This is a genomic window from Burkholderia sp. BCC1993, from assembly GCF_905339865.1.
In the GTDB taxonomy this organism is placed as follows: domain Bacteria; phylum Pseudomonadota; class Gammaproteobacteria; order Burkholderiales; family Burkholderiaceae; genus Burkholderia.
Map to the genome: position 1 here is coordinate 13483 of NZ_CAJPGZ010000023.1, position 12560 is coordinate 26042.

The 12560-nt window shown below is 64.0% G+C and carries 12 protein-coding genes; 6 read left to right on the forward strand and 6 right to left on the reverse strand.

The annotated features are described in order from the left end of the window. Positions 1-192 precede the first annotated feature (192 nt). The 4 genes from U4Y91_RS31815 to U4Y91_RS31830 all read right to left on the reverse strand — a co-directional run bounded on the left by U4Y91_RS31815 (position 193) and on the right by U4Y91_RS31830 (position 5271). A complete protein-coding gene (locus U4Y91_RS31815) occupies positions 193-1320 on the reverse strand; it encodes an aminotransferase class V-fold PLP-dependent enzyme (RefSeq protein WP_321808376.1) in 1128 nt (375 codons plus the stop codon). 144 nt (positions 1321-1464) lie between these two features. Then, entirely contained in the window at positions 1465-2844 is a 1380-nt protein-coding gene (locus tag U4Y91_RS31820) for an epoxide hydrolase family protein (RefSeq protein ID WP_321808478.1), read from the reverse strand. Between the two features lie 191 nt (positions 2845-3035). Next, positions 3036-4028 carry a carbon-nitrogen hydrolase family protein gene (locus U4Y91_RS31825; protein ID WP_321808377.1) on the reverse strand — a complete coding sequence of 331 codons (993 nt, stop codon included), beginning with the start codon at positions 4026-4028 and terminating at the stop codon, positions 3036-3038. 205 nt (positions 4029-4233) lie between these two features. Continuing rightward, the gene (locus tag U4Y91_RS31830; RefSeq protein ID WP_321808378.1) at positions 4234-5271 is read right to left on the reverse strand and encodes a GlxA family transcriptional regulator; all 1038 of its coding nucleotides are present in this window, start codon (positions 5269-5271) and stop codon (positions 4234-4236) included. Between the two features lie 104 nt (positions 5272-5375). Between U4Y91_RS31830 and U4Y91_RS31835 the strand changes: the two genes are divergently transcribed. From U4Y91_RS31835 to U4Y91_RS31860, 6 genes are all read left to right on the forward strand, one after another. Then, on the forward strand, positions 5376-5552 hold the full coding sequence (locus U4Y91_RS31835) for a hypothetical protein (RefSeq protein WP_415750518.1): 177 nt from the start codon (positions 5376-5378) through the stop codon (positions 5550-5552). Between the two features lie 5 nt (positions 5553-5557). Further along, positions 5558-6034 (forward strand): hypothetical protein, encoded by a 477-nt coding sequence (locus U4Y91_RS31840; protein WP_321808379.1) that lies wholly within the window; start codon positions 5558-5560, stop codon positions 6032-6034. A gap of 43 nt (positions 6035-6077) precedes the next feature. Then, positions 6078-6434 (forward strand): muconolactone Delta-isomerase family protein, encoded by a 357-nt coding sequence (locus tag U4Y91_RS31845; protein WP_321808380.1) that lies wholly within the window; start codon positions 6078-6080, stop codon positions 6432-6434. An 82-nt stretch (positions 6435-6516) separates the two neighbouring features. Next, positions 6517-7491 carry an alpha/beta hydrolase gene (locus tag U4Y91_RS31850; protein WP_321808381.1) on the forward strand — a complete coding sequence of 325 codons (975 nt, stop codon included), beginning with the start codon at positions 6517-6519 and terminating at the stop codon, positions 7489-7491. Between the two features lie 238 nt (positions 7492-7729). Then, on the forward strand, positions 7730-9517 hold the full coding sequence (locus U4Y91_RS31855) for a SulP family inorganic anion transporter (RefSeq protein ID WP_321808382.1): 1788 nt from the start codon (positions 7730-7732) through the stop codon (positions 9515-9517). A 25-nt stretch (positions 9518-9542) separates the two neighbouring features. Continuing rightward, positions 9543-11069 carry a CHAD domain-containing protein gene (locus U4Y91_RS31860; RefSeq protein WP_321808383.1) on the forward strand — a complete coding sequence of 509 codons (1527 nt, stop codon included), beginning with the start codon at positions 9543-9545 and terminating at the stop codon, positions 11067-11069. Positions 11070-11106: 37 nt separating this feature from the next. Here the strand turns inward: U4Y91_RS31860 and U4Y91_RS31865 are convergent, their stop codons facing one another. Beyond that, a complete protein-coding gene (locus U4Y91_RS31865) occupies positions 11107-11484 on the reverse strand; it encodes a RidA family protein (protein ID WP_321808384.1) in 378 nt (125 codons plus the stop codon). Between the two features lie 103 nt (positions 11485-11587). Beyond that, complete coding sequence (locus U4Y91_RS31870; protein ID WP_321808385.1) at positions 11588-12481, reverse strand: LysR family transcriptional regulator; 894 nt, start codon at positions 12479-12481, stop codon at positions 11588-11590. Between the last annotated feature and the right edge of the window lie 79 nt (positions 12482-12560).

Here is a 12560-nt window from a genome sequence, read left to right on the forward strand (position 1 = left end):
CTCGTCGATGGCGCATACCGCGCCGAGCAGAGCGTGCTCTCGAACGGCCGCACCGATCGCATGGATGAGGCCGCGAGGCATCGGCCGATGATCGGTCGCGGCGGCATTCGGGAAACGCGGCGCATCCGTGATCGTGATCGGATCGATCTCGTCACGTCATGCGCCGCAACGCGCGCCTGGATCAGCAACGCGCTACAGAACCCGCTCCAGCGCACTCGCGAACCGCGCAACCGCCGCATCGACGTCATTCAGCTTGTCGAGCCCGAACAAGCCGATCCGGAAAGTCTTGAAATCCGCCGGCTCATCGCATTGCAACGGCACGCCGGCCGCGATCTGCATGCCGACATCGGCGAATTTCTTGCCGGAGCGGATATCGTCATCGTCGGTATAACAGACGACGACGCCCGGTGCCTCGAAGCCTTCTGCCGCGACACTCCGGAACCCCTTCTCGGCAAGCAACGCACGAATCCGCGTGCCGAGCTCGAGCTGTTCCGCCCTCACCTTGTCGAAGCCGTACGCGTCCGTTTCCTTGATCACGTCGCGCAGCGTCGCGAGGCTGTCCGTGGGCATCGTCGCGTGATACGCGAACCCGCCGCTTTCGTACGCTTCCATGATCTGCAGCCACTTGCGCAGATCGCACGCAAAACTGGTGCTCGTCGTCGCATCGATGCGCTCGCGGGCGAGCGCACTGAGCATCACCAGCGCACAGCCGGGCGACGCGCTCCAGCCCTTTTGCGGTGCGCTGATCAGCACGTCGACACCGCTCGCCTCCATGTCGACCCAGATCGTGCCGGACGCGATGCAGTCGAGCACGAACATGCCACCGACCGCATGCACGGCGTCGGCGACCGCACGCAGATACGCATCGGGCAGCATCATCCCCGACGCGGTTTCGACGTGCGGCGCGAACACCAGATCCGGCTTGTGCTCGCGAATCGCCGCAACGACTTCATCGATCGGCGTCGGCGCAAAGGCGGCCTGTCTGCCCGCTTCGACCGGACGCGCCTTCAGCACGATCGACTCGGACGGAATGCTGCCCATGTCGAAAATCTGCGACCAGCGGAAGCTGAACCAGCCGTTGCGGATGACAAGGCACTTCCTGTTCGTCGCGAACTGCCGGGCCACGGCCTCCATGCCGAACGTCCCGCTGCCCGGGACGATTGCGACCGCCTTCGCGTTGTAGACCTTCTTCAGCGCAGCGGAAATATCGCGCATCACGCCCTGGAAGCGCTGCGACATGTGATTGATCGACCGGTCGGTGTACACGACCGAGTATTCGAGAAGCCCGTCGCGGTCGACATCGGGAAGTAATCCTGGCACGTTCGCCTCCGGTAAAGGACATGGGATGAGCGCGAGCGGTGTTCATGAGCGGATGCCGCTGCGCCGATGCAACGCTGCTGTTCTCTGATAGTCGAACGATTCTAACGAAAGCTGCCGCTCGTTGGAAATTTCGGCGGTTGCACGTCACGCGCGCAACGGTCTCAACCCGGCACGCACTTCATTCGCGAAGATCATCGGTTCTTCCCATGCCGCGAAGTGCCCGCCTGTTTCCGGTTTGTTGAAGTAAATCAGATCGTGATAAGCCCTCTCGGTCCAGCTCCGCGGCGCCTGGTAGTTTTCCCCCGGAAACGCGCTCACCGCGGCCGGCACGCCGACGTCGGCTGCAAGGAAGAAGTTCGCATGCGATTCCCAGTAGAAACGCGCCGCCGAGATGCCCGTGTTCGTCAGCCAGTAGAGCGTGATGTCGTCGAGCACGTCGTCCCGTGTCAGCGCGCCGGCCAAGTGGCCGTTGACCGGGCGACCCAGCACGGCCGCACTCAGCGCTGCCGCCGGCTGCCCGTAACCGTCCCCGTGATCGAGCAGCCACGAAGCCAGCGCGACGGGCGAATCGGCGAGTCCATACAACGTCTGCGGGCGCGTACCCATTTCAATCGCGTAGCCGCGCTTCCTTTTGAAATTGGCGCTCAGCTGTTCATACGCGTGCCGCTCCTCGTCCGACAAACCGGCAGGTGCGGGATCGCCGGCCGTCAGCGACTTCAGAATTTCCGCCGGCACGGACGCCGGGAAATTCACATGAATGCCCATCAGCTCAGGCGGCGCCTGTTTCGCCATGACGTTCGTGACGATGCCGCCGAGGTCCCCGCCCTGCGAAGCAAAGCGCGCGTAGCCGAGCCGTTTCATCAGCGTCACCCATGCGCGCGCCGTGCGCTCCGGCCCCCATCCCGTCGTCGTGGGTCGCGCCGAAAAGCCATAGCCGGGCAGCGACGGAATCACGAGATGGAACGCATCCGACGCCGGCGCGCCGTACGCAGTCGGATCGACGAGCGGCGCGATGATCTTGAACTGCTCGATGATGGAGCCGGGCCAGCCGTGGGTCACGATCAACGGCATCGCATTCTCGTGCTTCGATCGCACATGGATGAAATGGATGTCGAGGCCATCGATTTCGGTCACGAATTGCGGATACGCATTCAGCGTCGCTTCGCACTTGCGCCAGTCGTAGTCGCTCGCCCAATACCGTGCGAGCGCCTGAATGGTCGCAAGCTGAATGCCCTGCGACTCGTCGGCCACGGTCTCGCGGTCCGGCCAACGCGTCTTGTTGATGCGGTGCCGCATGTCGGCGAGCTGCGCGTCGGGCACATGCACCCGGAATGGCCGAATCGCGGATTTGTCGCCGCGTGCGGGTGCCGCGGTGCCGATTGCCGGGCTGGTCTGTGCGACCGCCAGGCGGCTCAGCGAACCGGCCGCCAGTGCGGCGGCCGCGATACCGACAAAGCGCCGGCGCGACAATGACGTCGTCACGTTGCGACCAGCGCCGGCAGTCGCGCTTCCGGCGCACGACATCAGGAGTGGCCGATCATCGGCAGCGTTCGTTTTCATATCACACACCTTTCAAGGAAAGATTTCATCACACCTTTATATGCATATGCACATATAGCGGTCAAAAAATGTGCGGTCATGCGGCGATCCATACTGCGACTGCCGGACCCGATCGGCAAGCCGAATGTTCAGTAACGGCCGGGCAAGCCTGCGCATCACGCAGCCGCGGCACGCCCATCGTCCACGCCCGCGTCATATCCGGCCACCGGCTGCGCGACGCGTTCGTGAACATGCGCGGTCGGCGTACGGTCGATCATCAGGCTCAGCAATTCCGAGCGGTTATAGTGACCGGCCGCATCCATCAGCATCTTGCGACGGTCGATCTGCGAGAAGTCCAGATCGACGATGACCTCGCCCTCGCCCGATCGAAGCGGCTCGGCCATCAACATGCCGTCGGGCGACACGATCGTCGTGAAGCAGCCGCCCGAGATCGGCCCGATCGCGCAACCGGTGTCCTTCATGATTTGCGCCTGCTGGTCGGCATCCAGCCACGCCGTTGCATTGACGACGAACGCGCCGGACTCGAGCGCATGCTGCCGGATGTTGATCTCCATGCGCTGCGCGAAGCCTTCCCCGAAAGCCGAACCCGGATACATCGCCGAATGAATCTGTTCGCCGTCGGCAATCATCGCGTAGCGCGCGAGCGGATTGTTGTGCTCGAAACAAGCGAGCTGACCGATACGGCCGACGGCGCTGTCGACCGCGCGCAGCCCCGATCCGTCGCCCTGCCCCCAAACCATGCGCTCGAAGTGCGTCGGCGTGATCTTGCGACGGCGCTGGATCAGTTGCCCGTCCGCGTCGAACAGCAACTGCGCGTTGTACAGCGTGCCCCCGTCGCGCTCGTTGACGCCGATGGACACGACCATGCCGGCCCTGCGTGCTGCTTCGCCGATCGCATCGGTCGCGGCGGACGGCACGGTGACGGCCTGTTCCAGCAGCCGAAGATGCTCGGTACCGGACAGCAGTTCGATGCCCGTCTGAACGGCCGCGAAATACGGGTAATAGGGGACGACCGTTTCGGGAAAAGTGGCGAATTGCACACCTTGCCGGCCAAGCGCGTGGATCTTCTCCACGACCTTGGCGACGGTGGCTTCACGACTGTAGAGCACCGGGCTGAACTGGACAGCGGCGGCCTTGACGACTTTCATGACTCACTCCTTGGACCATGCGCGGTGCGGCGTTCCGCTCGCGACAGGCGCATTGGAACAGGCGAACGTATCCCGTTCTTGTCGGAAAGCCGGCGATATGTATGCGTACGTATCCGCGTCTGTTGCAGATACTTCGGGATACAAAGAAAGGCGGCGACCGGAGCGGCCCGGACCTGACGCGAGCGGCAACGCGACGTCGCGAGGTTCAATCGCGCTGATCGCGTGGTTCGGCTTGCACGCTCTTTGCCGCCGCACGCGAAAACTGCACTTGATATTCGCTCGGCGACAACCCCGTTTTGCGCTTGAACAATTGCCGGAATGTACTGACATCGCTGTAACCGACGCGCTGACTCACGTCCTCGAGCCCGATCGGCCGTGTTTCCAGCAGACGTTTCGCAACCTCGACCCGCAGATTCTGCAGATACGTCAACGGCGCGAGGCCGACCGCTTCCTTGAAGCGACGATTGAGCGTGCGTTCGCTGACGGCAAGCGATGCCGCCAGATCGCCGAGCCGGAATCCTTGCTGCAATGTCGCTTCCATCCGCTGCTGAGCGCGCGCCACGAGCGTGTCGGTATGCCCGTGTTCGTCGAGAAGCGTGGCAAAGGACGCCTGCGACGTCCGGTTCATGTCGATCAACAGCGCCTTCGCGGTCATCATCGCGAGTTCTCCGCCGGCGCAGGCTTCGACGAGGTGCACGGCGAGGTTCAGATAGGACGTGACGGAGCCGCCCGAGATGATCCCGTCTTGCGCGAGCAGCAGCTCGTTCGCGCGGACTTCGACACGCGGATAGCGGCGCGCGAAATCCGCCGCTCTCGCCCAGTGCGTCGTCGCGACGCGGCCATCCAGCAGGCCCGCCTCGGCAAGCAGGTAATTCGCCGTGCAATACGCGGCGAGCATCGTGCCTGCCTTGTGTTGACGCCTCAGTGCGGAAGTCAGTTCGCTCAACTGCTCGCGATGCCCGAGGAACTCGTCGATCCGCGAAAAGAAAGGTGCCGTCAGCAGCACGGCGTCTGCTCGTTTGCGCGGGTCGATCTTGCCGTCGACAGGAATGATCTGACCTGACGCCGCCTTCACGGGTTGCCCGTCGAGCGACTCCACGCGCCATGCGAACAACGGCGCGGATGGCGCGCCCGGTCCCGCCCGGCGCGCATGGAACTGATTTGCAGCGCTGAAGACATCAACCGGGCCCGCGACGCCGGACGCCAGAATTCCGTCATAGACCCAGATGCGGATGATCGCCATTGTGTGTCCGAATTTCCTTGAATAGTGGCGATGCTGCCACTTTCCTGCGCCCACGTAAACCGCGACGATGGCGCCATCCGATCAACCGAAAACAGGAGCATCCCATGCCGATGATCGATGCGATGTGGCCCGACCACGCACTGACGCCCGACGCTGAAGCCCGCCTCGTCAGGGAACTGACCGATATCCTCATCGAAGCAGAAGGGTACGATCCCGCGAACCCGATCGTTCAGCGAGATGCCGCAAACTCAGGTATCACGCGCAACGCGTGCAAGGAGTAATCGCCATGAAATTCAACGACACGGCCCCCATGATGGCACCCGCCGACGGTCCGCCGCGGTGGCTGGCGCGCCTGGCCGAAAACGCGACGCTGGAAGCCACCGTTCTGAAGCGCACGATCGACGGACGATCCGACATTCTCTCTGTGATCAAGCACGCAGTCTCGCTCTACGAGTTCCAGCAGCATGCTTACAAAGGCATGATCGGCAACGATCTTTATCTGGAATCCTATCGTTCACGTATCAACGGCGTGCCGATCGAGACGGTAGTCGTCGCCCATATGAACGAGCAAGGCGATACGGATTCCGTCGTCATCAATCATCGGCCGCTCGATGCCGCACTACTGTTCTCGCAATTGATGCGCGAGCGCGTGGACGAGCGCTTTAGCGCGTGTTATCTGTCGGAACAGGAAGCCGCCGCGCTCAATGCGGCTGCCGTCCCGCCACCGGGCCCGAGGCCGCAGGATGAAACGCGCTCTTCTTGATTTGACGGCAGCATGCTTGCTGCTCGCTTCCACAGGAGTCTCCATGGCACATTCCGCTCCGATGCCGACCACGCCCACCACGCCCACCACGCCCACCACGAAGATACTGGCGATCGGCACGTTTCCTCCGGGCACGGACATGCAGCACGTCCAGACGATTCTTCCGACCGAAGTCCGCGAGACGACACAGCTATATCTCGCGGGCAAGATCGATCAGTGGTATTCCCTGCAGGACCGGCCCGGGGTGGCGTTCGTCCTGAACGTGACGGACACGGGTGAAGCGCATGAAATGCTGGAGCGACTCCCGTTGGGAAAGGCTCACCTCATGACGTTCATGCTGCTCCCGATCGGCCCGCTCAAGCCATTGAGCAAGCTTTTGAATCCTCCGGCGGCTCAGTAGAAACCCCTGCATCCCGCCACCTTTCGAAACAGCGAAGCGCAACGTGTCCCGTGCGATGTCGCACCGAACGAGATCCTCGATCATGACTCAACCCGTAACGAAAGCACCCGTATCTCCCGCCGTCGATGCGGGTTCTTCAACGTGCTCGACCGTGCCGACGCCATCGTCGCCGGAACCCACGGTCGACATCGGCGACGTGCAGGTCAATGCCGACATCACGCTGCGCCGGATGGTCTACCGTCCCGCCCAATCGAAGGGCATCGTGCTGTTCCTGCACGGCTTCCCCGAGACGATGTACGCGTGGAAGCCGATTGCCGAATCACTGTCCAACGACTACGAGGTACATGCGTTCGACTGGCCAGGCTACGGGCAATCGTCGCGTCCGCGCGCCGATCGCTTTTCGTACGCGCCGAACGACTATGCCCGTGTGCTGAAAGACTATATCCGTACGTCGGGCATCGACAGTTCGAGACTGTTGATTTATGCGACGGATATCGGCGCGCTTCCGGCGCTGCTGGCAGCGTTGGAACAACCGGATATCGCCCGGGAAATCATCGTTGGCGACTTCGCCCCGTTCAACCGGCCGCAATATATGTACGAAAGCCTGCAAGGCCTGAAGTCGAAGCCTTCATCGGATATCGTGCATGCCGCCATGAACAGGAATCGCGACGAAATCCTCGCAAACACGTTCTTCCGGGGCATGGAGGATGACGAGCGCTACACGTTGCCCGAGGAATTCATGGACGACGTGGCGAAGGGATGGAACGGTGACTTGACCGCGGCCGACACCTTTTTCCACTACTACGCATGCTTCACCCGGGATCAGGACTACTTCGAAGCCAATATGGCAAAGTTGCAAGTCCCCGTGAAGGTCGTGTGGGGCGGGAAGGACATCTATATCAAGAAGGAAATGGGCATCGAGTACGCGGACCGAAACGGTGTGAACATTTCGATTCTTCCGGAACTCGGCCACTTTCCGCATCTGCAGGCACCCGCCCAGACGGTGAACGAAGTTCGGGCTTCGTTCAGCGCGGCGAGCGATCGCGCGACCGAGTAGAGGACAACGGCGGGACGACGCCGCTTCCGCCAGGCGATTCAACCGCACCGCCGATCACTTCGGCCATCGCCAGCCTGGATCGGACCAGTGTTCGGCGAAGTAGTCGGACAGTCAGACCGGCGCGTCGAAACGCATCATCGTGAAACCGGGCTTGCGCTCCGACGGCACGGGAACGTAATCTTTATCGATACCGGCCGACGCGGCGAACGATTCCGCCCGGGTTCCCTGACGTCCTGCGATGAACATCAAAAGCCGTGCCCGCCAGCACACGGCCCGCCCGCCCCGCAAGCCCGATGCCGGCCTGCTGCGGTGGATCAACGGACTCGCCGCGGCGCGCACGTATCGATTGCATTGGCTGCCGCACGATCTGCTTGCCGGCGTCACGCTCAGTGCCGTGCTCGTGCCCGCCGGCATGGCGTACGCGAACGCAGCCGGCCTGCCCGCCGTCAACGGGCTCTATGCGTCGCTTGCCGCGATGCTCGCGTATGCGCTCTTCGGCCCCAGCCGCATCCTTGTTCTCGGCCCCGACTCCGCGCTGGTCGCGCTGATCGCCGCAAGCATCACGCCGCTTGCTCACGGCGATGCCGCGCATGCGCTGGCCCTTGCGGGCGCGCTTGCGATACTCGCGGGCGCGATCTGCATCGCGGTCGGGGCGCTCAGGCTCGGATTCGTCACCGAGCTGCTGTCGCTGCCCATCCGGTACGGTTTTCTGAACGGCATCATGCTGACGATCAGCATCGGACAATTACCCAAGCTCCTCGGCTACAAGGGCAACGGCGAATCGTTCATCGAGCAGGTGCGCGACGTGGTCGCCGGCATCACGGCATCGAAGGTGAACGCAACGTCGTTCGCACTCGGTGTCGCCGCGCTCGCGCTGATACTCGCGTGCAAACGGCTCTGGCCCAGGGTGCCGGGTGTCCTGCTCGCCGTGGCGGGCGCGACGGCGATGGTGATGTGGTTCGATCTGTCGACGCGCGCCGGCGTTGCAACCGTCGGTGCGGTCCCGCAAGGCCTGCCGGTGCCGCGCATCCCCGACGTGAGCCTCGACGACTGGCTGCATCTCGCGGGGAGCGCAGCGGCGATCGCGCTCGTTTCGTTCACGGATATCAGCGTGCTGTCCCGCACCTACGAACTGCGCAACGACACCAGCGTGGACCGGAATCACGAATGCATCGCGCTCGGGCTGTCGAACCTCGCCGCCGGCCTGGTGCAAGGGTTCGCGGTGAGCGCGAGCGGCTCACGCACGCCCGTCGCGGAAGCGGCGGGCGCGAAGACGCAGGCAACGGGCGTGGCGGCTGCCGCCGTCGTTGCCGCACTGCTGCTGTTCGCGCCGCGCGCGCTTGCGCACACGCCGCAATCCGCGCTGGCCGCCGTCGTGATCGCGGCATGCGTGAACATGATCGAGGTGCGCGGCGTCGTGCGGCTTTATCGGCTCCGCAAAAGCGAGTTCGTGCAGGCAGTGGCGTGCTTCGTCGGCGTTGCAGCCGTCGGGGTCGTGAACGGCATTGCGCTGGCGCTGCTGCTCACCGTGCTGTCGTTTCTATGGCGCGCGTGGCGGCCTTACGATGCCGTGCTCGGGCGGGTCGACGGCAGGAAGGGCTATCACGACGTGTCGCGCCATCCGGACGCGCGGCACGTGCCCGGGCTCGTGCTGCTGCGCTGGGATGCGCCGCTCTTTTTCGCGAATGGCGAAATCTTTCGGGAACGCGTGTTGCGCGCCGTCGACGAATCGCCCGAGCCGGCACGCTGGATCGTCATCGCGGCAGAGCCCGTGACCGACATCGACCTCACGGCTGCCGATGTCCTCGAACGGCTGCATCGCGAACTTGCCGCGCGGCAGGTCAAGCTGGTCTTCGCGGAACTGAAAGGCCCCGTCAAGGACAGCCTCAAGCATTACGGCATGTACGGCATGTTCGGCGACGACAACTTCTTTCCGACGATCGGCGAAGCGGTAAGCCGTTATGTGGACATGCATCAAATCGAATGGCACGACTGGGAAGACGCCCGCGGATCGGGGGAGGTCTGATGGTTGGCAACCTATCGGAGGCGGTATGGAACGAGAGCTGAAGCTGCGGGTTACCGCAAAGAATCTCGACAAGTTGCGCCACGCGCCGATGCTTGCGCAGTCCAACGGCGCCGGCGCGACTCAACAGCTGACGAGCACGTACTTCGACACTGCCACGCTCGCATTTCACCGGTGCGCGGCTTCCCTGCGGGTGCGTGCGGACGGCAACCACAGAATCCAGACATTGAAGCTGGAAGGATCGGCCCGGGCCGGCCTCTTCGAGCGGGACGAATTCGAGACGCCCGTCGACGGCGACGTCCCCGATCTGACACTGCTGCGGGACACGCTCTCCGATGACACCAAGTGCAGCCGCCTGGTTCGCGACGAGGCCACGGCACCGGATCTTCAGCCCGTGTTCGTCACGCGGATCAAGCGGACGGTTTTACCGCTGCGCCTGCCGTCCGGCGATGAAGTCGAGGTCGCGCTCGACAAGGGGACGGTCGACGCGGATTCGAAGTCGGTCCCGATCGCCGCGATCGAACTGGAACTGAAACGCGGCCGCCCCGAAAACCTGTACGGCATCGCACTGAAATTGCTCGACATCGCGCCATTGCGCATCGATCACGAGAGCAAGGCCGATCTCGGGTACGGGCTGCTCGTCGCCGAGCACCAGCCGGCCGTCAAGGCGCAACCGGTGCAGCTGAAGAAGCGCGATTCGATCGAAGACGCGTTCTGCCGGATCGTGCGCAACTGCCTGGACCAGATCCGCGCCAACGAACGCGGTGTCGAGTCCGGCCATGATCCGTCGAGCGTGCATCAGATGCGGGTGGGGCTGCGTCGCCTGCGTTCGGCGCTCGACCTGTTTGCGAAAGTGGTTCCCGCGTTTCCCGGCCTTGACGACGAACTGCGCTGGATCGCCGGCGAGCTCGGCGCTGCGCGCGACTGGGAAGTGCTTGCCGGAACGACGCTCGACCATGCCGGCACGAACGGCATTCCGGACGAGAGCCGTCCCGTGCGCAACGCCTGCCAGCGCATTGCCGTCATCAATCGCCAGCGCGCGGCTGCCGCAGTCGGATCGGTTCGCTACACGCGGCTCGCGTTACAGCTCGCGTCATGGGTGAACCGAAAGGGCTGGCGGGACGGGATGCCTGACGAACGGCGCGATGCCATCATGCAGCCGGCGAGTCCTTTTGCTCACGAGGTTCTGCGTCGCCGGCACCGGAAACTGATCAAACGCGGCAAAGGGCTGGCCGATCTCGACGATCACCGGCGTCACCGTGCCCGCATCGCGGCGAAGAAAGTCCGGTACGCCACCGAATTCTTCGCGTCGCTGTGCCGCAAGCAAGCCGTCCGCTCGTATGTCGACGCGCTGACCGAACTTCAGAATGATCTGGGCTGGCGTAACGATGCCGTGGTCGCGGAGCAGTTTCTGAAGGCGCTGCCTCGCACGTCACCCGACGCCGCGCCGGGCGCGGGCTTTGCGCGCGGCTTTCTGGCCGCGCGTGCCGCAGCCGATCACCAGACGTTGAAGACGCTGTGGAGCCGCTTCAAACGGCTGTCGCCACCGCACTGAACCGGCACAAGGCCGCATCGACGTTGCGCGATGGCACTCAGGGCTTGCACGCGATCGCCTCGATCTCGATCCTGGTGCCGACCATGTTCGTCGCCTGCAACGTCGAGCGTGACGGCTTGTTCTCGGGGAAGAACTCCGCATAGACGCGATTGAATTCGGCGAAGTCGCGCGCGTCTTCGAGCCAGACGGTGGTTTTCACGACGTCGCCGAGCGTGCATCCCGCCAGCGCGAGTACGTGTGCGACGTTCTTCAACGTCTGACGCGTCTGCGCTTCGATCCCGCCGGCGGCGATGCTCCCGTCTTCGTTTCTCGCCACCTGACCGGATACGAATACCAGATCGCCGGCTTTGGTCGCCAACGATCGAGGCAGGTTTCGCGTGACAGGGTTGCGCTCTGCGAAGTATTCGATTGCCATTTGAACCTCCGTTCGATCCGCCTGGCGCCTGCGCCGGCCAATGACGACGAGCGTAGCGCGGAACCCGCACGCTGCCAATCCGGTGTGCGCGACCGAAGCGCCGCTACATGCTGCGTCGCCCCGTCGTCGCTACCCTGACGAAAGCGTCCGCCAGCACGGTCGGCTCCGCCGGCAATACCACCGCACACACCGACGTCGCATCATCATCGGCAAGCGGCACGAACGCGACGCCATCGAACGCAAGCGCGGCCATCCGCGCCGGCACGATCGCCACGCCTCGCCCCGCTGCGACGAGATTCAGCATCGACGTCTTCGGCGAAACGATCCGCGCCGTTGCCGGCACGAACCCGCGCTTCAGGCACAGATCGAGCACGACCCGCGCCAATCCGCCTCGCTCGCGATATACGGCCGACACGAACGGCTCCCTGTTCAAGCGGGCAATCGTCGTACGCTTCTGCTTCGCCAGCGGATGACCGACCGGCACCGCAACGCACAACCGCTCTGCCGCCATCTCGACGAATCGAACGCGCGCATCGCGCCGCAGCACCGGCAAGCGCACGACCCCGACATCCGCATTGCCGTTCGCGACTTCGAGCACTTGATCCTCGGACGACGCGCGATCGATATCGATCCGCGCGCCGGGGCATTCGGTCATGAACCGGTCGAGAACCGGCATCAGGCTGCCGACCGGAACGGTGCTCGAATGCAGCAGCCGCAACACGCCGGCCTCGCCGCGCGCCAACTGCGCGCCCTCTTCGGCCGCCGCCGCCAGCATCACAGGAATCGACGCGACGCGATCGCGATAAACCGCGCCGGCCGGCGTGAGCCGGACACCTCGCGGCTCGCGCTCGAACAGCGGAAACCCCAGCTCGCCCTCCAGCTGCCCGATCTGCCGGCTGAGCGCCGACTGCGCGACATGCAGCGCGCTCGCCGCCGGCGTGAAGCCGCCGAGATCGGCCACGGTGAGGAAATACTGGATTTGCCGCAGGGATGGCATGCCGAAACGAGATGGATGAGTGCCCAATTTGATATTTGCGTTATACCGGAGTGCTTCGCAGAATGAAAGCTTCCAGGCC

Coding starts and splice junctions, on each gene's coding strand:
- U4Y91_RS31820 (WP_321808478.1), bottom strand. CDS start 2,844: ATGTCGTGCGCCGGAAGCGCGACTGCCGGCGCTGGTCGCAACGTGACG.
- U4Y91_RS31865 (WP_321808384.1), bottom strand. CDS start 11,484: ATGGCAATCGAATACTTCGCAGAGCGCAACCCTGTCACGCGAAACCTG.
- U4Y91_RS31845 (WP_321808380.1), top strand. CDS start 6,078: ATGGCACATTCCGCTCCGATGCCGACCACGCCCACCACGCCCACCACG.
- U4Y91_RS31835 (WP_415750518.1), top strand. CDS start 5,376: ATGCCGATGATCGATGCGATGTGGCCCGACCACGCACTGACGCCCGAC.
- U4Y91_RS31860 (WP_321808383.1), top strand. CDS start 9,543: ATGGAACGAGAGCTGAAGCTGCGGGTTACCGCAAAGAATCTCGACAAG.
- U4Y91_RS31850 (WP_321808381.1), top strand. CDS start 6,517: ATGACTCAACCCGTAACGAAAGCACCCGTATCTCCCGCCGTCGATGCG.
- U4Y91_RS31855 (WP_321808382.1), top strand. CDS start 7,730: ATGAACATCAAAAGCCGTGCCCGCCAGCACACGGCCCGCCCGCCCCGC.
- U4Y91_RS31830 (WP_321808378.1), bottom strand. CDS start 5,271: ATGGCGATCATCCGCATCTGGGTCTATGACGGAATTCTGGCGTCCGGC.
- U4Y91_RS31840 (WP_321808379.1), top strand. CDS start 5,558: ATGAAATTCAACGACACGGCCCCCATGATGGCACCCGCCGACGGTCCG.
- U4Y91_RS31825 (WP_321808377.1), bottom strand. CDS start 4,028: ATGAAAGTCGTCAAGGCCGCCGCTGTCCAGTTCAGCCCGGTGCTCTAC.
- U4Y91_RS31870 (WP_321808385.1), bottom strand. CDS start 12,481: ATGCCATCCCTGCGGCAAATCCAGTATTTCCTCACCGTGGCCGATCTC.